General features: G+C 69.8%; 18 protein-coding genes. 9 read left to right on the top strand and 9 right to left on the bottom strand.

Annotation, left to right across the window (positions count from 1 at the left end):
* Positions 1-18: 18 nt before the first annotated feature.
* A complete protein-coding gene (locus EV279_RS01460; protein WP_133541170.1) occupies positions 19-270 on the top strand; it encodes a hypothetical protein in 252 nt (83 codons plus the stop codon).
* A gap of 103 nt (positions 271-373) precedes the next feature.
* Here EV279_RS01460 and EV279_RS01465 read toward each other — a convergent pair whose 3' ends face one another.
* On the bottom strand, positions 374-1,513 hold the full coding sequence (locus tag EV279_RS01465) for an endo-1,4-beta-xylanase (RefSeq protein WP_133541171.1): 1,140 nt from the start codon (positions 1,511-1,513) through the stop codon (positions 374-376).
* 208 nt (positions 1,514-1,721) lie between these two features.
* Positions 1,722-2,375 carry a histidine phosphatase family protein gene (locus EV279_RS01470; RefSeq protein ID WP_133541172.1) on the bottom strand — a complete coding sequence of 218 codons (654 nt, stop codon included), beginning with the start codon at positions 2,373-2,375 and terminating at the stop codon, positions 1,722-1,724.
* A 148-nt stretch (positions 2,376-2,523) separates the two neighbouring features.
* Between EV279_RS01470 and EV279_RS01475 the strand changes: the two genes are divergently transcribed.
* Complete coding sequence (locus EV279_RS01475; RefSeq protein WP_133541173.1) at positions 2,524-3,489, top strand: SDR family oxidoreductase; 966 nt, start codon at positions 2,524-2,526, stop codon at positions 3,487-3,489.
* 26 nt (positions 3,490-3,515) lie between these two features.
* On the opposite strand, the gene EV279_RS01480 is transcribed toward EV279_RS01475, so the two are convergent.
* The 4 genes from EV279_RS01480 to EV279_RS01495 all read right to left on the bottom strand — a co-directional run bounded on the left by EV279_RS01480 (position 3,516) and on the right by EV279_RS01495 (position 7,838).
* A complete protein-coding gene (locus EV279_RS01480; RefSeq protein ID WP_133541174.1) occupies positions 3,516-3,977 on the bottom strand; it encodes a GrpB family protein in 462 nt (153 codons plus the stop codon).
* A 36-nt stretch (positions 3,978-4,013) separates the two neighbouring features.
* Positions 4,014-4,874 (bottom strand): phytanoyl-CoA dioxygenase family protein, encoded by an 861-nt coding sequence (locus EV279_RS01485; RefSeq protein ID WP_133541175.1) that lies wholly within the window; start codon positions 4,872-4,874, stop codon positions 4,014-4,016.
* A 119-nt stretch (positions 4,875-4,993) separates the two neighbouring features.
* Positions 4,994-6,790, bottom strand: coding sequence for a glycoside hydrolase family 2 TIM barrel-domain containing protein (locus EV279_RS01490; RefSeq protein ID WP_133541176.1), 1,797 nt, complete (start codon positions 6,788-6,790; stop codon positions 4,994-4,996).
* A 37-nt stretch (positions 6,791-6,827) separates the two neighbouring features.
* Positions 6,828-7,838 carry a LacI family DNA-binding transcriptional regulator gene (locus tag EV279_RS01495; RefSeq protein ID WP_133541177.1) on the bottom strand — a complete coding sequence of 337 codons (1,011 nt, stop codon included), beginning with the start codon at positions 7,836-7,838 and terminating at the stop codon, positions 6,828-6,830.
* A 161-nt stretch (positions 7,839-7,999) separates the two neighbouring features.
* Between EV279_RS01495 and EV279_RS01500 the strand changes: the two genes are divergently transcribed.
* From EV279_RS01500 to EV279_RS01510, 3 genes are read left to right on the top strand one after another with little or no spacing between them, the layout of a single operon-like run.
* Positions 8,000-9,304, top strand: a complete 1,305-nt coding sequence (locus tag EV279_RS01500; RefSeq protein WP_133541178.1) for an ABC transporter substrate-binding protein — start codon at positions 8,000-8,002, stop codon at positions 9,302-9,304.
* Positions 9,297-10,280, top strand: coding sequence for a sugar ABC transporter permease (locus EV279_RS01505; protein WP_133541179.1), 984 nt, complete (start codon positions 9,297-9,299; stop codon positions 10,278-10,280). Before EV279_RS01500 ends, EV279_RS01505 begins: the two co-directional genes overlap by 8 nt.
* On the top strand, positions 10,277-11,170 hold the full coding sequence (locus EV279_RS01510) for a carbohydrate ABC transporter permease (RefSeq protein ID WP_133541180.1): 894 nt from the start codon (positions 10,277-10,279) through the stop codon (positions 11,168-11,170). Before EV279_RS01505 ends, EV279_RS01510 begins: the two co-directional genes overlap by 4 nt.
* A 4-nt stretch (positions 11,171-11,174) precedes the next feature.
* On the opposite strand, the gene EV279_RS01515 is transcribed toward EV279_RS01510, so the two are convergent.
* From EV279_RS01515 to EV279_RS01525, 3 genes are all read right to left on the bottom strand, one after another.
* A complete protein-coding gene (locus EV279_RS01515; protein ID WP_133541181.1) occupies positions 11,175-11,978 on the bottom strand; it encodes a LuxR family transcriptional regulator in 804 nt (267 codons plus the stop codon).
* Positions 11,979-12,028: 50 nt separating this feature from the next.
* Complete coding sequence (locus tag EV279_RS01520) at positions 12,029-12,292, bottom strand: hypothetical protein (protein ID WP_133541182.1); 264 nt, start codon at positions 12,290-12,292, stop codon at positions 12,029-12,031.
* 150 nt (positions 12,293-12,442) lie between these two features.
* Positions 12,443-12,640 (bottom strand): hypothetical protein, encoded by a 198-nt coding sequence (locus EV279_RS01525; protein WP_133541183.1) that lies wholly within the window; start codon positions 12,638-12,640, stop codon positions 12,443-12,445.
* Between the two features lie 110 nt (positions 12,641-12,750).
* Between EV279_RS01525 and EV279_RS01530 the strand changes: the two genes are divergently transcribed.
* The 4 genes from EV279_RS01530 to EV279_RS01545 all read left to right on the top strand — a co-directional run bounded on the left by EV279_RS01530 (position 12,751) and on the right by EV279_RS01545 (position 16,977).
* Entirely contained in the window at positions 12,751-13,119 is a 369-nt protein-coding gene (locus EV279_RS01530) for a hypothetical protein (protein WP_133541184.1), read from the top strand.
* Between the two features lie 75 nt (positions 13,120-13,194).
* Positions 13,195-13,719 carry a hypothetical protein gene (locus EV279_RS01535; protein ID WP_133541185.1) on the top strand — a complete coding sequence of 175 codons (525 nt, stop codon included), beginning with the start codon at positions 13,195-13,197 and terminating at the stop codon, positions 13,717-13,719.
* A 257-nt stretch (positions 13,720-13,976) separates the two neighbouring features.
* Positions 13,977-15,155 carry a polysaccharide deacetylase family protein gene (locus tag EV279_RS01540; protein ID WP_133541186.1) on the top strand — a complete coding sequence of 393 codons (1,179 nt, stop codon included), beginning with the start codon at positions 13,977-13,979 and terminating at the stop codon, positions 15,153-15,155.
* A 376-nt stretch (positions 15,156-15,531) separates the two neighbouring features.
* Positions 15,532-16,977: a sugar transferase gene (locus tag EV279_RS01545; protein ID WP_166644413.1), complete on the top strand. Its 1,446-nt coding sequence runs from the start codon at positions 15,532-15,534 to the stop codon at positions 16,975-16,977.
* Positions 16,978-17,026 lie beyond the last annotated feature (49 nt).

The raw sequence follows: 17,026 nt of genomic DNA on the forward strand, positions 1-17,026 counted from the left end.
CGAAAGGAGCATTCCGACATGGACGGACCAGATCTTCTCGCGGCACGACTCCTTCGCGCGATGGTCGCGGACGACGTCGACGCCGTCAGTCACCTTGTCGTCGAGATCGAGGACAGCGGCTACTCCGGCCTCGTCGCCACAGGGCTCGCGCAGTCCTATATCAGCGAGGTGCTCAAGACGGCCAGGCGCGAGCCCCTACTGCGCGCGCTCGAAGCCCGGATCCTCGAGCTCACGACGATCGAAGAGGAGGCGAAGGAGGACTCCGCCTGATCACCGGCTCGCCGGGGACCGACGGTGGACCCGGTCGGTCGGGCACACGAGAAGACCGGGGCCCGAGCGGCTCCGGTCTTCCCGAGGCGTGGCGACCGATCGGCTATGCCGCGTTGCGAAGCACTTCGCGCAGTGCCTCGAACTGAGGCTTGGGGTTGTTGTGCGCGTCGAACAACAGGCCCGCACCCTGACCGGTGAACCACCCGGGGATCCACGAGTTGGCGTCCGAGACCCCCCAGACCGTGTAGGAGTTGCACGCCTCGACCGCCAGGCATGCCTCGAGCGTCCAAGCCCACCACTCGACCTGCTGCGCCGCCTCGGCGGGGTCGGACGGGGTGTTCGTGTACGTCCCGTTCTTCTTCTGGGTGACGAAGGTGCGGATGTCGACCTCGGTCAGCGCGACCTCGAGCCCGAGGTCGGCGAAGCGCTGCAGGTTGTTCTGGAGGTCCGGGAATCCGTACTGCGTGTCGAGGTGCCCCTGGAATCCGACCCCGTCGATCGGGACGCCGGCGGCGAGCAGCTCCTGCACGAACGCGTACGCGGCGTTGCTCTTCGGTCCGGTGAACTCGAGGTTGTAGTCGTTGTAGAACAGCAGCGCCTCCGGGTCGGCCTCACGCGCCCACCGGAACACGTCGCCGATGTAGTCGACGTTCGAGAGGCCGAGCTCCGCGTAGGCCTCGGAGAAGATCGTCTCGCGGAACGTGCCGTCGTCGTCGAAGATCTCGTTGACGACATCCCATTGCTGGATGCGGCCCGCGAAGTGCTCTGCGACCGTCGTGACGTGCTCCTCGAGGATCGAACGCAGCTCCTCGGCGGTGAAGTCGCCGCTCGTGAGCCAGGTGGGGAGCTGATTGTGCCAGACGAGCGTGTGCCCGCGGACGACCTGCCCGTTCGCCTCGGCGCTGGCGAGAAGCGCCTCGGCGGCATCCCACTCGTAGACGCCCCGCTGGGGTTCGAGGGCCTCCCACTTCATGACGTTCTCGGCCGTCACGCTCGAGAACTGCGTGTTGACGATGTTGCGGTACTTGCCGTTGTGCTCCAGCAGATCGGTGTTCACTGCCACACCGATCTCGATGCCGGCCTCTTCGGCAAGGGCGCGCAGCGAGTTCTGCCCGATCGCGGCCGAGTGCTCGGAGGCGTTGGGGTTCGCCGGCGGCGCCGGCGCGGCGAAGGCGGACGTGGGCAGGACGGCGACGGGTGTCAGCGCCAGGACGCCGACGATGAGGGCACGCGATATCCGCATGATGCTCCTTTGCATGGGCGCGAGGGGTATTCGTGGATGCCGCGGGGCCGGTCGGCGCCCGCCGCGCAGCCATCGTAAGCAATATGTCGTTATTGTCAACAAATATCGCTTCGCATCCGGAGCCGACCGTTCGCTTCGACCGTCTCGGGCACGAGTGGGTGGAGCGCGGCGAGCGCGCGTGGGAGCTCCCCGAGCCGAGCTGGGGACGTCAGGACTCCGAGGGCGCGAGCGGCAGTTCCAGTCCGTAGTTCCAGGACAGGATGGCGGGCTGTTCCCTGTAGAAGCTCAGCACCGACACCGATCCCGCGTCCAGGGTGATCTGAGCTCCGAACCGTGGAGCGAGCCGGAGGAAGACCGCCGTCAGGATGCGCAGGAAATGGCCGTGCGCCACCAGTGCGACGTCCCCGTCGACCATCGCGGGCAGGACACGCGTGAGCACACGCGAGGCGCGAGCGGCGACCTCCTCCACCGTCTCGCCGGGCGTGCGCCCGCGGACCACGCCGTGCGTGAACGCCGTCCAGTTGTACCCGAGCTCCTCGCGGATCTCCCGCGTCGTCCGCCCCTCGTAGCCGCCGTAGTCCCACTCCACCAGGAGCGGATCCACCTGCGCCTGCAGGCCGGCGAGCTCCGCCGTTCGCCGGGCACGCTGCAGCGGCGAGGACAGCACGAGAGAGAAGTCATAGCCGGCGACGAGCTGTCCGGCACCGCGGGCGAGCGCCTCCCCTCGGCTGGTCAGCGGGATATCCGTCAGGCCGGTGTGCCGGCCCGAGCGCGACCACTCCGTCTCACCGTGCCGCAGGAGCACGAGCTTCCCCGGGGGGTCGTCGGGGGCGGGGTGGTCGGGCAGCGGGTCGGTGGGCACACGGCAACCGTATCCGCGAGGCGGAGGTCGGTTCCTCCCGCCGCCGTCGTCGTGGGCCTCGTCCGCTTTCACCGGCGCACCCGCGGCGCTAGGTTGTGAGCACCAGCGCTACCCGGTCCTTGCCGCTTCCCGTCGAGAGGACCCGCCCATGTCCACCCCCCGGGCTCCGCGCTGGAGCGTCCCGCTCCCCGACCTCGCCGGAATGCGCGCCGTCGTGACCGGTGCGAGCGACGGCGTCGGCGTCGAGATCGCGCGCGCATTCGCCGGCGCGGGAGCCGACGTCGTGCTGCCGGTCCGCAACCGCGGCAAGGGCGATCGTGCGATCGCCGCGATCCGTGCCACGGCACCGGAAGCGACGCTCACCCTCATCGACCTCGATCTGGCCGACCTCAGCTCTGTCGCGGCAGGCGCCGATGCACTGCTCGCCGAGGGTCGGCCCGTCGAGCTCCTCGTGCTGAACGCCGGCATGATCGCGCTCCGAGATCCCGTCCGCCACACCAGCGTCGACGGATTCGAACTGCACTTCCAGACGAACCACCTCGGCCACGTCGCCCTCGTGGACCGCATCCTCCCCCTCCTGCGAGCGGGCGGCGCGCGAGTGACGGTGCAGAGCAGTCTCGCCGCACGGTTCCACCGCGTGCGCTTCGACGACCTGCAGCTCGAGCACGGCTACTCCGCCTTCCGCGCCTACGGCTCGTCCAAGGTCGCCCTGAGTCTCTTCGCTCTCGAACTCGGTCGCCGGAGCACCGAGCGCGGGTGGGGCCTCACGACGAACGTCTCCCACCCGGGGATCGCGATCACGAACATCGGCCCCGCCGAGATGCGGGACGCGCCCGGTGCCGTGGCGCGGACAGCCCGCCGGATCATGGATGCCGGGGTCGGCGGGACGCCGGCCGAGGCATCCCTCCCCGCCGTCTTCGCGGCGGCGTCGCCCGACGCCGTCGCCGGAGGCTTCTACGGACCCGGCGGCTTCCTCGGGCTGCAGGGTCCGCCGCGACGGCGGCGCCCCTACCCCTCGATCGTCGACGCGAACGCGGCGCGGCGCGTCTGGACTGTCTCGGCGAAGCTCGCGGGCCTCACGTGGGGCGGTCGCAGAGCGGGCGCGAGCGGCTGACGGCCAGGTCCCGGCCACGCGAACCGTCAGCCCTCGGACAGCTGGTCGTCGACGAGCGCGTCGAAGAAGCGCGACTTGGCGTCTTCCACGTCGCCCCCCGCCCGCTTGACGGCGTTGTAGGCGGCGCGGGCGGCGGCATCCACCGCCATCCGCTGCCACGACCGCACGAACCGGCGATCGTGCTCGGACCCGAGGACGGTCAGCGCGACGCCGATCGGCGGCGCACCGTCGCGCTCGAACGTCGCGAACGCCTCGGTCCAGATCTCGAGGTGAACCGGCCGGTAGCGAGGGGGGAGTCGCCTCGTGGCCGCCTCGAAGTCGGCGGGCCGCACGCGCAGATGGAGGTCGATGTCGCCCTTGGTGACGAGCCCCGGGAGACTGCTGCCTCCGATCAGGGTCAAGGTGCCGGGGACGTCCTGGCGAGCCAGGAGATCCTGCTCACGCTCGAGGATGCCTCGGGCAGCGGCGACCGAGGCTGCCGTGGTCATCAGCAGCTTCGGCGATCCGCTGTGCCCGTCGATGGGTCAGGCCTCCCCCATCATCAGTCCTTCGATGGAGTGCTTCTGGACGATCGGCTCGAGCTCATCGACGACCGGGCACACGAGATGCCGGCGGACGCGCTCGGGGAGCCGCTCGTAGAAGCCGCGGGTGACCGCCATGTCGTGGTGCTCGGCGTTCCCGGCGCCGGGAGCGTCCACGCCGAGCACGAGCACGGGTCGCGCTCGGTCGGAGGTGTTCGCGGTGCCGCGATGGATCGTGAGGGCCGAGCGGACGGAGATGTCGCCGCGCTGCGGGTACTTGCGAACGGCGAGCTCGTGGAAGCGGGGATACAGCGAGGTGTCGGGGAACATCTCGTGCTCGAAGCCCTCGGGCAGGTCCCACTGCGTCGTGGGTGCGATCTCGAACGGTCCCATGTCCTCCGTCGTGTCGACGGCCGTGACGTTGAAGGCGAGCGACGTCAGTCGCCCGGTCTCGCGGGTCTCTTCGGGCATCGGGAAGTCGCGGTGGAAGGGCTGGTCCTTCGCGCCGGGATTCGGGACGTCGAAGCCGAGCTCCACGATCTGGTAGTCCGGCCCGAGCACCGCCTCGCAGACGCCGCGCACCCACGGGTGGTCGACGAGCTCGACCCAGCCGCGCATCTGCTCCGGGTGGATCTCGACGTAGTGCCGCTTGGGTCCGCGTCCGACCGCGCCGCCCTCCCGGCCGAGGGCATCGGCGTACGCCGCCTCGATGTCCTCCCGCAGCGCATCGGCCCACTCGGCGGAGAAGGCGCCCTTCCGCCCGTCGATCCCGTCGCTGTAGAGCGCCTCCACCGTCTGCGCGATGGCGGGATCGAGCCCGTCGAGGTCGGGCGAGGCGGGGGTGGCGCGAGGCACGTCGTTCATGGTCACTCCTTCGGATCGTCTCGGGCCGTCGGTGGCACGAGGGTGTTCGGACGCTCGGCGGCGGAGGTCGTTAGGCTGCCCAACCGCTCAGCGTTCCGGCTGCTCAGCGTTGCGGCTGCTCAGCGGCCGGTCATGGCGCGGCGGATGCGCTCGATCGGGATCTTGGGCTCCCGTGCCTCCGTCAGCAGGCCGTTCGTCTCCTGCAGGGTGTCGGTCAGCTGCGTGTAGCAGAACCCCTGCAGCGCGCGGCTGCCGTGCACGGCCGCCATGAGGCCCTCGAGGCGGTCCCCGAAGTCGTCCGCGCTCGTGGCGGTGGAGTACCCCCAGGCATCCTCGTGCGCGTCGACGTCGTACGAGATGCCGCCGAACTCGGTCAGCATGACGGGTGCCTCGTCCACGTCGCCCGAGAGGATCAGCCGACGACCGGCCGGACCCGACGTGCGGATCATCCGGTCGACGGCGTCGCGATCGGCGTACCGCTCGCGCATCACATCCGGATCGGCTTCGTAGTCGTGGATCGCGACGATGTCGGTGTCGACCTGCTCCCAGCCGTCGTTCGACACGACGGGACGCGTCGGGTCGAGCGCCTTGGTCAGGTCGACGAGAGAGCGCGCGTAGTGCTGCATCCGGGCGTCGTAGGCGATGTGCTGCACGCCCCAGCTCTCGTTGAGCGGCACCCACGCCACGATCGACGGGTGCGAGTAGTCGCGGCGGACGATGTCGAGCCACTCGCGGACGGTGCGTTCGACGGCGGTGGTGGAGTACTCGAAGGTGGCCGGAGCCTCGCCCCACACGAGGATGCCCAGGCGATCGGCCCAGTAGAGGAACCGGGGGTCCTCGAACTTCTGGTGGACGCGCGTCGCGTTGAAGCCGAGGTCCTTGATGAGCTGCGCCTCGATGCGGAGCGCATCGGCCGAGGGAGCGGCGAGGTGGGACTCGGGCCAGTACCCCTGGTTGAGCACCGACCGCAGGTAGTAGGGGCGGTCGTTGAGCCAGAAGGCGCTGTGACCCACGTGGACGGTCCGCAGACCCAGATACGACTGGACCCGGTCGTCGCCGACGCGCACGTCGGCGTCGAGGAGTCGCGGATGCTCCGGCGACCACAGCAGCTGCTCGTAGCCCTGCCCGTTCCCGAGTGCGGGGACGGGGATCGAGACCGTGACCGACGCGCGGTCGGTCACGGTGGCCGCCTCGGCGAGAGGCCGCCCCTCGAAGGCGAGCCGCACGCGCACGGCGACCGGCTCGCGCGGCACCCGGGAGAGCTCCAGACGCGCCGACACGGTGGCGGCGTGGACGTCGGTCGTCCAGTGGATCGACCGGATGGCGACGGGCGCGACCGCTTCGAGCCAGACCGGCTGCCAGATGCCACTCGTGCGGTGGTACCAGATCACGTGCGGGTGCTCGAGCCAGTCCTGCTTGCCGCGCGGCTGCTCGATGTCTTCGGGGTCGTCCTCGACCCTGACCACCACCGAGTGGGTGTCCGAGTCGCCGAGCGCGTCGGTGATGTCGAACGAGAACGGAGTGTGACCTCCCTCGTGCGCTCCGACGAACGATCCGTCGATCCACACTCGGCTGCGGTAGTCGACGGCACCGAAGTGCAGCACGATGCGCGCGCCGTCCCGGCGGCCGGCTGCCTCGAGCTCCGCCGCACCGAAGGAGCGCTGGTACCAGACGACGCGGTGATGCGCCGTGGCCCCCACGCCGGACGCCGGCGACTCCGGGGGGAACGGCACGACGATCGTTCCGTCGAGCGCGTTGCGCTCGAACCAGCGCTCGTCAAGCCCCGTGTCGGAGTCGTCGTGCTGGAACGACCATCGGCCGCACAGGTCCGACCAGCGGCTGCGCACGAGCTGCGGGCGAGGGTATCCGGCCGGCACCTCGCACGGGCCGGAGGGGTTCAGGTCGTCGTCGAACATACCGACAGCATGCCGGATTCCTACAGCGCTGTAAACCTCAGTTTTCGGGAGCGCTCTCACGGAACACGATGCGGTGAGGAGCCAGCTCGTGCCGACCCATGCCGTCGAAGCCCTCGATGCGCTCGACGAGCATCTCGAGGGCCCGCTCGACGAGCGCCGGCATGTCCGGGGCGACGGTGGTGATGCTCGGATAGGTCACCTCGGTGATCCCGATGTTGTCCCAGCCGATGATCGCGATGTCGTCGGGAACGCGCCGCCCCCGTTCCTGAACGGCCCGGAGCGCGCCGATCGCGGCGAGGTCGTCGCGGCAGAACAGCGCGTCGACCTGCAGTCCGGCATCCAACGCGGCGCCCACCGAGCGAGCGGACGCCTGAGCGGACACCTCGGCAGCGGGGATGAGAAGCCCAGGCTCCGGCACCAGGCCCGCCTCCTCGATGGCCTGCTGATAGCCCGCGATCCGCAGGCGCGACGTGTTCGTCAGGCCGGTCGCCTCGTGGCCGACGAAGCCGACCCGCCGGCGCCCGAGCGCCAGCAGATGCGCCGTCGCCTCCGCCGCGGCCGCGACGTTGTCCACCATGATGCGGTCCATCGTGAGGGGCGCCGCCGCCTCGCCCAGAAGGACGATCGGCACGTCTCCGCGATGCCGCGCGACCTCGGTCGACGACATGACGCTCGGCTGGAAGAGGAAGCCGTCCACCAGTCCGGCCTCCGAGCTCGCGACGACCTCCCGCTCGCCCTCGAGCGTGCCGTCGGTCTCTTCGAGGAGCAGCCGGTAGCCGAAGCGCTGCGTGGTGCGCGAGCTCATGCGCGCGAGCTCGGCGAAGTACGGGACCCCCACGTCGGCGAAGGCCAGGGCGATGAGGCCGCTCCGCCCGGTGGCCAGACGCCGCCCCATGACGTTGGGCCGGTAGCCGAGCTCGTCGATGGCGCTCTGGACGGCCGCGCGCGTCTTCTCGCTGACGTGCGCGTAGTTGCGGACGACGTTCGACACGGTCTTCATCGAGACTCCCGCGTGATCGGCCACGTCCTGGAGCGTGACTCCGGCCATCGCACCTCCCTGCGCAGATCGACGACTCCACCATAGCCACATGGACGGGGTTGACAAGAGAATTTCTAGCGCTGTAGATTCACGGCCACAAGGCGATGGGCCGAGAGGTCGCGGCTGACCCCCCAGACGTGACCGGCCCTGACTCAAAGGAGAGCGATCACATGAAGAAGGCGTTCGTTCGGGCGCTCGGCATCGCAGCAGCAGTGGGCCTCGGAGTGGCGCTCACGGGTTGCGGCGGGTCCTCGGGCACGACCGGAGCCGTCTCAGGCGACGGCGAGTACGACGGCCCGAAGGTCGACATCACGTTCTGGCACGGCTGGACGGGCGGTGCTGCACCGACCCTCGTGCCGAAGCTGATCGAGCAGTTCAACTCGGAGCACGACAACATCGTGGTGAAGAACGTCCCCCAGGAATGGGGTGACATCGCGGCCAAGATGCCCCTGGCCATCAAGGCCGGCAAGGGCCCCGACGTCGCGGTGCTGCACGGCGACGACCTCGCCACCTATGCGGCGCAGAAGCTGCTCCTCAACGCGGACGACATCGTCGACGGGCTCGGCTACACGGCCGACGACTTCCCCCCGGGTGTCTTCGAGGCCGGCGACTACAAGGACACGCAGTACGCCATCCCGTGGAGCGTCACGCCCCTCGGCCTGTTCGTCAACATGGAGGTGCTCGGCCAGGCCGGCATCACCGAGATCCCGACGGATCAGGAGTCCTATACCGCGGCGCTCGAGGCCCTCAAGAACGTGGGCGTGCAGGGCGAGTGGGTCGACGGCTACGTCTTCACCGGCACGTTCGAGTTCGAGAGCCTGCTGTGGCAGTTCGGCGGCGACCTCTACAACGAGGACGTCACGCAGGCGACCTTCAACTCGGAGGCGGGTGTGCAGGCGCTGACGTGGATGACCGACCTGGTCAAGGACGGGTACAGCCCGGCCAACGTCGCGCAGGACGGGAACATCAAGGCGCTGCTGGCCGGTCAGACCGCGTTCAACTGGAACGGCGTCTGGCAGACCACCAACAGCGCCTTCGCCGACCTCGACTGGCAGGCGGCCCCGGTTCCGCAGATCGGCACCGAGCAGGCGGTGTGGTCGAGCTCGACGCACTGGGTCTTCCCCGCCAACAAGGGACAGGACGCGGACAAGACCGCGGCGGCCGCGACGTTCGTCAAGTGGATGAACGACAACTCGGCCGGCTGGGCCGAGACCGGTGAGCTCCCCGCCGACAACGAGGTGCGCAACGACCCGACGCTGGTTCAGAACTACCCGAACCTGCAGCCCTTCATGGATGAGCTCGAGTACGCGCACTACGAGACGGTGTCGCCGGGCATCACCGAGGCCAACGCGCTCATCACCACCGCGATCAACGAGGCCCTCACCGGCAAGAAGAGCCCCCAGGAGGCGCTCGACGACGCCGCGAAGAAGGCCGACCAGATCCTGAAGCAGAACCAGGCGAAGTACGGTGGCTGAGATCGTCACCACCCCCGCCGTGGCTCCCCAGCGCGAAGGCGCTGGGGGGTCCGGCGGGACTCCCGCATCACGGGCGCGAACGGGCCGCCGGCGGACGCTCGTCGCCTACCTCTTCCTCGCCCCCTTCCTGATCCTCTTCCTGACCTTCGTGGTCGCACCGGCGATCTTCGGCCTGTGGATCAGCGTCACCGACTACAGCCCGTTCAGCGACGTCCAGAACTTCGTGGGGCTGCAGAACTACATCGCCCTCTTCGATCCGAACAGCACCTTCTCGGGCGACTTCTGGCAGTCGATGGGGGCGACGGCGATCTTCGTGGTCCTCTCGGTGCCCTGTCTCGTGCTCGTCCCGCTCGGGATCGCGCTCCTGCTGAACCGCAGGATCCGGGCGGCGACGACCTTCCGCACGGTGTTCTTCGCGCCGTACGTGCTCGGCGTCGCGGTGATCGGCGTCATCTGGGGCTACATCCTCGACACGCAGTCCGGCATCCTGAACCACCTGCTGGGGCTGATCGGGCTTCCCGACGACATCCCGTGGACCGTCAACGTCCCCTGGGTGTGGGTGACCCTCGTCGGGGTCACCGTCTGGTGGACGATGGGCCTCAACACGGTGATCTTCCTCGCCGGGCTGAAGGGGATCAATGCCGATCTCTACGAGGCGGCGTCCCTCGACGGCGCGGGCCCGTGGCGCAGCTTCCTCAACGTCACCGTGCCGGGGCTGCGCCCGGTGATGCTCTTCATCACGACGACCACCGTGCTGGCCAGCGCCAACATGTTCGGTCAGTCGTACCTCCTCACCGCGGGAGGCCCGGGCAACGCGACCCGCACCGCGATCATGTACATCGCCGACCAGGGCCTGTCGCAGAACAACATGGCCCCCGCCGCGGCGATGAGCTACGTGCTGTTCGCGTTCCTCGCGATCATCAGCGTGATCAACTTCCGCCTCCAGCGGGAGCGAGTCGAAAGGACCGTCGCATGACCGCCACGGCCATCCCGGACACCCGGCAGGCGACGACGCCGACCCCCGAGCGCCGGCAGAAGTCGCCGCGCCGCATCGCGGGCACGACGGTGCTGTACATCGTGCTCGGCATCCTCGCGCTCATCATCATCCTCCCGCTCGTCTGGATGCTGATCACCTCCTTCAAGACGGATGCCGATGCCGTGCGCAACCCATACGGCTGGCCGAACCCGTTCTCGACCGAGGCATACACGACGCTGCTCACCAGCGGCGAGCAGCCGATCTTCCTCTGGCTGTGGAACAGCTTCGCCGCCGCGACGATCCAGACGATCCTGATCCTCGTCACGGCGTCGATGGGCGCCTATGCCCTCGCGCGCATGGAGTTCGCCGGGAAGAGGATCGTCTTCGCCGTCATCATCTCGACGCTGCTGGTGCCGCCTGTCGTGTTCCTCATCCCGAACTACCTGATCGTGCAGAACCTGGGCTGGCTCGACACCCTGCTCGCGATCACGGTGCCCGGGGCGGCGGGCGCCTTCGGCATCTTCTTCCTGCGCCAGTTCTTCGTCGCCCTCCCCGTCGAGATCGAGGAGGCGGCGCGGGTCGACGGCGCGGGGGAGTTCCGGATCTTCCTGCAGGTCGTGCTGCCGCTCGCCCGGCCGGCGCTGGCGACCCTCGCGGTGCTGTCGTTCCTCAACAACTGGAACGACTTCCTCTGGCCCGTGTACGTGCTGCTCTCCCCCGAGAACATGACGCTGCAGCCGGGCCTCGCGATGCTCCAGGGCGCCTACCGGACGCACTTCGCCATCGTCATGGCCGGAGCCGTCATCGCGTCCGTCCCCGTGCTCATCCTCTTCGGCATTGCGCAGAGGCAGATCGTGGAGTCGGTGGCCGGAGCCGCGGTCAAGGGGTAGCGGCCTATGCGGTGCTGATCCGTCGATCGGGATCGACCAGCCCGAGCTCGTACGCGATCAGCACCGCCGACACCCGGTCGCGCACTCCGAGCTTGCGGTACGCGTGCTCGAGGTGCTTCTCGACGGTGCGCGGCGAGACGCCCAGTCGCGCCGCCGTCGCGGCGACGCCGTGTCCGCCTGCGATCGAGCGCAGGACGGCGAGCTCCCTCCCCGAGAGGGAGCTCGCCAGATCCGCCGGCACCGGCCGCGCAGCGAGGATCTCGGCCTGCTTCTGCAGCGACGTGAACAGGAGCTGCAGCGAGCGCGCGAGCTCCATGTCGTCGTCCGTGAAGTCGCTCCCCGGCCGGCAGACGACGACCGCCTGGTGCTCGACGCCGCGCACCAGCATGGGGATCGACAGCTGCTGCTCGGCGCGGACCCCCCGCAGGAGCGCGTACACCTCGTGCGTCTGCCAGGCATCCAGGAACCGGCGGGGGACGCGCCCGACGGACTGCGGCCCCTTCTCCCCCGTGCCTGCATACCACCGCAGCAGCGGGTGGTAGTCGAACAGCGCCAGGTCGAGCCCGCGGAACAGCACGGAGATCGCCTCATTGGCCTCACGCGACTCCGGGTCGATCGACGACCACCCGTATCCGCGGACCGTGATGCGACCTTCGCCGTCGCGCAGGTTGGAGGTGAACATCCGGGCGTCGAAGGTCGAGAGGATGCTGTCGCGCAGGTCGGCCAGGGGCAGCTCGACGATCGGTCGCTGCAGCACTTCCGCGGTGATGAGGAACCAGTCTGCGAGTCTCCTGTCGACCGAAGACATGGCACCACGGTAGTGCCGGGCGCACACCCTGACTACGGGAAGCGACGCCGTCAGCGGCTCGAGCCCTCGCCGAGCGGCAGCGGGAGCACGATCGGTGGACGCCGCGCGCACACGAGGGCGTACCCGCCGCTTCTGGCGAGACCGCACACGACCCCGGCGGTCGGCGCCGAGCTGCCGCCGGCGCCGACCGCCGGAGTCGTCGAGCAGCCCGCGGCCGCGGGGAGAAGGGCCAGGGAGAGGATGGCCGCGCGCGCCGTCACCCGCGTCGCGCGCCCCCGAGCACGCGACCTCCGACACCGCTGCGATTCCTTCATGCCATCTTCTCCCCGGCATCCGCCCTGTCCCTGGAGGGCGGGAATCGAGACCAGGATGGCGCCGGCCGCGCACGCGTGCCATACGCGGAAATACGCACGAGAGGGCGGGAGCGGATGCCTCGGCCGCCGCATCGGACGCCACGTCGCGAGTCAGCGGAGGGCGACCACCAGCCTGCCGTCGACGAGTGCGAGGTCGGCGGGCTCCCCCGACAGTTCGATGACCCGCACGCGCTCGAGCGTCGCGGCGTCGAATGCGAGGACGGCGGCCGGCTGTGCGATCGCGACCCACACCAGGCCTTCGTCCACGTCGACGGCGGCGGGGGTGCCGGGAAGAACCGCCGTCGACACGACGCGGCCCGCCGAGGCGGTACCCCACAGCCGATCGTCCCCCGCCGTAGGACGGGGCGATCGCCTACCGCGTCGACCCGGCGTCGGGCGCCGTGGTCGCCGCCGTGCCGATGCCCGTCCCGCCTGACTCCGGATACCTCATCTCGCACGACGACGCCGTCTGGTACACCGACCCGGTCCACGGCGCCCTCGTGCGGATCGACCCCGACACGGGCGAGGCGCGACTGCTCGAGAGCCGCATCGAGCAGCCGCAGGAGTACTGGGGCATCGCCGCTTCCAGCGCGCCCGAGATGCCGGGGAAGCTGTGGGTGCGCAGCGGAGACAGCGAGGTGTGGCTCGTCGACACGCGCCGCGACGCGGTGGAGCGCCGCATCCGCGTGGCCGAGGGCGGTGGCGGAGACGTGCTGCAGGTCGGCGACGAGCTGTGGGTGTCGAGCTTCGCCACAGACGAGGTCGAGGTCATCGGTCTCGGCGGTTGAGCACGTCGCCGCGAGTCGCGCCATCGCGCTGGTAAGAAGGGATGATCGGAACCGACCGTTCCGATCATCGCCCGAATGACGCACGACGAACCCGGATCGCCGCGCGCCGACGACGACCGCGTGTCCGTCCGCGCGGTGTTCGCCGACCTCGCGAGGCGGCTGCCCGGGCGCGTCGGCGTGAGGCGGCGCAAGGGGCTCGGGTGGCCCGCGCGCGGTCGCGGCGGCGCCCGATCGGCCGGCGCACGGCATCGCATGGCCGTGCGCGCCCTTGCCTACGCGTGCGACGAGCGGGATTTCTCGCGCCTCGTGCGGGTGCTGCATCCGGACGCGACGCTGGCCATCGACCGGGGGACCGAGCACCCGGACCGCCTCACGCTCGTGGCGGGCCGGGCGCACGTCATCGACCTCGTCGTGCGGTTCCTGGATGCCAACCCCGATGCGGTGGCGGTCGAGTGCCCCGTCGACGGCCGGCCCGGCATCGCGCTGCACACTGCCCGCGAGATCGTCGGCGTCGTGACCGCCGAGCTGCGCGCCGAGCGCATCTCCCGCCTGCGGCTCGTCGTCGACCCGGTCAGGCTGCGGCTCTGGAACGGCGGCTGACCGGCGCGCGGGCGGGCAGCCGTCCGGGGGCCCGCTTCGGCTGAGCGCCACAGTTTCCTGCGAACGCGACACGGATCGGTGTGGCGTTCGCAGGAAAGTGCGGCACTCGCGCCACGCGCGAGCGCCGGGAAAGAGTGCGACGGCGCCCCGCTCGCCGGGCCTTCCGGTCGGCGCGCGCTCCTTCCCCTACAATGCGCGGAGAAGGTCGTCGGGGGACGACCGTCATCCTGCCCATGAGCAGAGGGATTCGGTCGACCATGACTTCCCGCGACTCGTCTCGCGTCACGCGCCGTCCGTCGGCTCTCGTGCGACGGCGCCGCTTCTTCGCCGCGCTGATCGCGGCCCTCGTGATCCTCGGAGGAGCCTCGGCCGCGATCGCCGCGATCGCACTGTCGAGGACGACGGATGCCGCGCCCGTTCCTTCGCCGACCGCCACCACGGCCTCGGGCCGTACCCCGACTCCGACTCCCGCGCCGACGCCGCCGACACTGACCGCATCCGAGCAGCTGCTCGCCACGACCGACGATCCGAACGCCTGCGCCGTCAGCTTCGAGGGGGACGGCATCGCCGACGCCCCGCAGCTGCAGACGCAGGGAACCCTGTACAGCGGGCTGCCCATCCCCTCGCGCGACGGAGCGGTCTTCGCCGGATGGTACGCCACGCCGGCTGACGCGGCATCCTTCAACATCCCGGCCCGGGTCAACGGGTCCGAGGTCGTCGCGTGCACCGACCAGCAGGTCACGCTGCACGGCGCGTGGAAGTCCCCCGAGGAGAACGCGGCCGAGGACGCCCGCATCCCGATCATGATGTACCACCAGTTCACGACGAAGCCCGAGGGCGAGAGCGGATGGCTGCGGGGGAACTACGCGTACATCGGCGACTTCGACGCGCACATGAACCACATCGCCACGGGCGGCTTCTATCTGCCGACCTGGGACGAGCTGAGCGCCTTCATCGACGCGCGGCTGTGGCTCCCGAACCACTCGGTCATCATCACCGACGACGATGCCGATCAGACCTGGTTCGACCTGGCCGCCCCCGTCGTGGACAAGTACAAGCTCCTCGCGACGTCGTTCATGATCACCGCCTACCGTCAGGACGCCCCGCCGAATCCGTACGTCCTGCGCCGGTCCCACACCCACGACATGCACAAGGCGGGGGCCGACGGCGAGGGACAGATGGTGAATCTCAGCGCCGAGGAGATCGCCGCCGACCTCGAGAAGTCGGCGCAGGTGCTGGGCGTCAAGGAGGTCATCGCGTACCCGTTCGGCCACTTCAACGAGACGTCCAAGGAGGGGCTGCGTCTCGCGGGCTTCGAGCTGGGCCGGACCATCGAGCCGGGTTATGTGACGATCGGGACGGACAAGCTCGCCCTCCCGGTGCAGCGGATCAACTACGGGATGGGCCTCGACGCCGTCACCCGCCTGATCGGCTGAGCGGCCGCTCTCCGGGGGCTCGCGACGGGGCCCGTACCGGCGCAGGTCGACGCAAGTCGAATCGCGCGCGAAGAATGTCTTCCCTTCCGGATGCACCAGAGGTACAGTGGCATCGCGCAAGGGGCTTGGGAACCCTTAATCGTTCGGCACACCCGGTCGGATGAGCGCATCTGGGGACGGTGACCGTCGTCGATGTCGTCGACGTGCAGCGTCTGACTTGGGGTAGAGGAATGTCTATCGGGGACGCACAGTCGTGCGCGCGGTGGACCGCGGCCTGAAGCTGGCCGTAAAGGGTGCGACGTCGCCACAGGGCGCCGAAGTGGAGACCCGAAATCCACTTCGGCGTCCGGCGGCGATCGGCCCTCGGCCAGCGATCATGCCCGCGGCTGTCGCGCCGCGTAGCGAGCCTTCGCTCGAGCGCAGGCATCTATGGGAGCGCCGCTATCGGCGGCGACTCGTCATGACGGATGCCTTCACGGTGGTGGGAGCCACCGTGGCCGCAGCGAGCCTGGAGTTCGCGGAGTTCAGCCTCACGGCGCTCGCCGACGCGGCACGCGTCGTCGTGCCCGTCGTGGCCGCATGGCTCGCCCTGCTGTGGCTCGGCCGCACGCGAGAGCCCGGCATCCTCGGCTCCGGGGCCGCGGAGTACAAGCGCGTCGCCCACGCCACCGGGTTCGCCTTCGGCATCCTCTCGATCCTGTTCGTCATCTTCCAGCTGAACGGTCTGCGCCTCCAGCTCGCGATCGCCCTGCCGGTCGGGCTGCTCGCGCTGCTCGTCGGCCGGTGGCTGTGGCGGAAGAGGCTCATCCAGGAGCGCAAGAACGGGGACTGCGTGTCACGCGCGATCGTCGCGGGAACGCGCCCCGATGTCGAATACGTCATCCGGAACCTGCTGCGCGATCCGCACCACTGCTACCGGGTCATCGCCGTCACGACGAACGGCCACGACCCCATCGTGGTGGACGGCACGTCCTTCCCGGTCGTTGGCGGCATCCAGTCGACGGCCGACCGAGCGCGGTTCTCGGGAGCCGACGCCATCATCGTCGCGAGCACGCCGAAGGGCGACCGCGACTTCCTGCGCCGGCTGGCGTGGCAGCTGGAGGGAGCGGCTGCCGAACTCGTGGTCTGCAGCAGGCTGACCGAGGTCGCCGGACCCCGCATCTCGTTCACGCCGCTGGACGGGCTGCCTCTCATCCAGGTGAAGATCCCCGAGTTCGAGGGCGGCGTGCACGCCTTCAAGCGAGCGTTCGACCTGGTCTTCTCGAGCCTGGCCCTCATCCCGATCCTGCTGCTGACGCCGTTCATCGCGCTGGCGATCAGGCTCGACTCGCCCGGCCCGGTGTTCTTCCGCCAGACCCGCGTCGGGCGGGACGGCGGCTATTTCCAGATCTTCAAGTTCCGCACGATGCGCGTGGACGCCGAGGCGCAGCTCGAGCTCCTGCGCGCGGGGAACGAGGGCGCGGGACCGCTGTTCAAACTGCGGCGGGACCCGCGCGTCACCCGCGTCGGCGCTTTCCTGCGCAAGTACTCGCTCGACGAGCTGCCCCAGTTCTTCAACGTGCTGCGCGGGGAGATGAGCGTCGTCGGGCCACGGCCGCCGCTCCCTCGCGAGGTCCTCGACTACGACGGCACCGTGTGCCGCCGCCTGTACATCAAGCCGGGCATCACGGGCCTGTGGCAGGTGAGCGGTCGCAGCGACCTCTCGTGGGAGGAGAGCGTGCGCCTGGACCTGCGCTACGTGGAGAACTGGTCGCTCACCTCCGACCTCATGATCATGTGGCGCACCGCGCAGGTCATGCTCACGCCGAAGGGAGCGTACTGACATGCTCCCCGCGCCGCCGAAGCTCCGTGCGCCGCACGGGACCCCCCGA

Source organism: Microbacterium sp. BK668 (genome assembly GCF_004362195.1).
Taxonomy (GTDB): domain Bacteria; phylum Actinomycetota; class Actinomycetes; order Actinomycetales; family Microbacteriaceae; genus Microbacterium.

Excerpts from the sequence above, each read along its gene's own strand:
- EV279_RS01460 (WP_133541170.1), top strand. The coding sequence starts at position 19 with ATGGACGGACCAGATCTTCTCGCGGCACGACTCCTTCGCGCGATGGTC.
- EV279_RS01465 (WP_133541171.1), bottom strand. The coding sequence starts at position 1,513 with ATGCGGATATCGCGTGCCCTCATCGTCGGCGTCCTGGCGCTGACACCC.
- EV279_RS01475 (WP_133541173.1), top strand. The coding sequence starts at position 2,524 with ATGTCCACCCCCCGGGCTCCGCGCTGGAGCGTCCCGCTCCCCGACCTC.
- EV279_RS01480 (WP_133541174.1), bottom strand. The coding sequence starts at position 3,977 with ATGACCACGGCAGCCTCGGTCGCCGCTGCCCGAGGCATCCTCGAGCGT.
- EV279_RS01485 (WP_133541175.1), bottom strand. The coding sequence starts at position 4,874 with ATGAACGACGTGCCTCGCGCCACCCCCGCCTCGCCCGACCTCGACGGG.
- EV279_RS01490 (WP_133541176.1), bottom strand. The coding sequence starts at position 6,790 with ATGTTCGACGACGACCTGAACCCCTCCGGCCCGTGCGAGGTGCCGGCC.
- EV279_RS01495 (WP_133541177.1), bottom strand. The coding sequence starts at position 7,838 with ATGGCCGGAGTCACGCTCCAGGACGTGGCCGATCACGCGGGAGTCTCG.
- EV279_RS01500 (WP_133541178.1), top strand. The coding sequence starts at position 8,000 with ATGAAGAAGGCGTTCGTTCGGGCGCTCGGCATCGCAGCAGCAGTGGGC.
- EV279_RS01510 (WP_133541180.1), top strand. The coding sequence starts at position 10,277 with ATGACCGCCACGGCCATCCCGGACACCCGGCAGGCGACGACGCCGACC.
- EV279_RS01515 (WP_133541181.1), bottom strand. The coding sequence starts at position 11,978 with ATGTCTTCGGTCGACAGGAGACTCGCAGACTGGTTCCTCATCACCGCG.
- EV279_RS01520 (WP_133541182.1), bottom strand. The coding sequence starts at position 12,292 with ATGAAGGAATCGCAGCGGTGTCGGAGGTCGCGTGCTCGGGGGCGCGCG.
- EV279_RS01530 (WP_133541184.1), top strand. The coding sequence starts at position 12,751 with ATGCCCGTCCCGCCTGACTCCGGATACCTCATCTCGCACGACGACGCC.
- EV279_RS01535 (WP_133541185.1), top strand. The coding sequence starts at position 13,195 with ATGACGCACGACGAACCCGGATCGCCGCGCGCCGACGACGACCGCGTG.
- EV279_RS01540 (WP_133541186.1), top strand. The coding sequence starts at position 13,977 with ATGACTTCCCGCGACTCGTCTCGCGTCACGCGCCGTCCGTCGGCTCTC.
- EV279_RS01545 (WP_166644413.1), top strand. The coding sequence starts at position 15,532 with ATGCCCGCGGCTGTCGCGCCGCGTAGCGAGCCTTCGCTCGAGCGCAGG.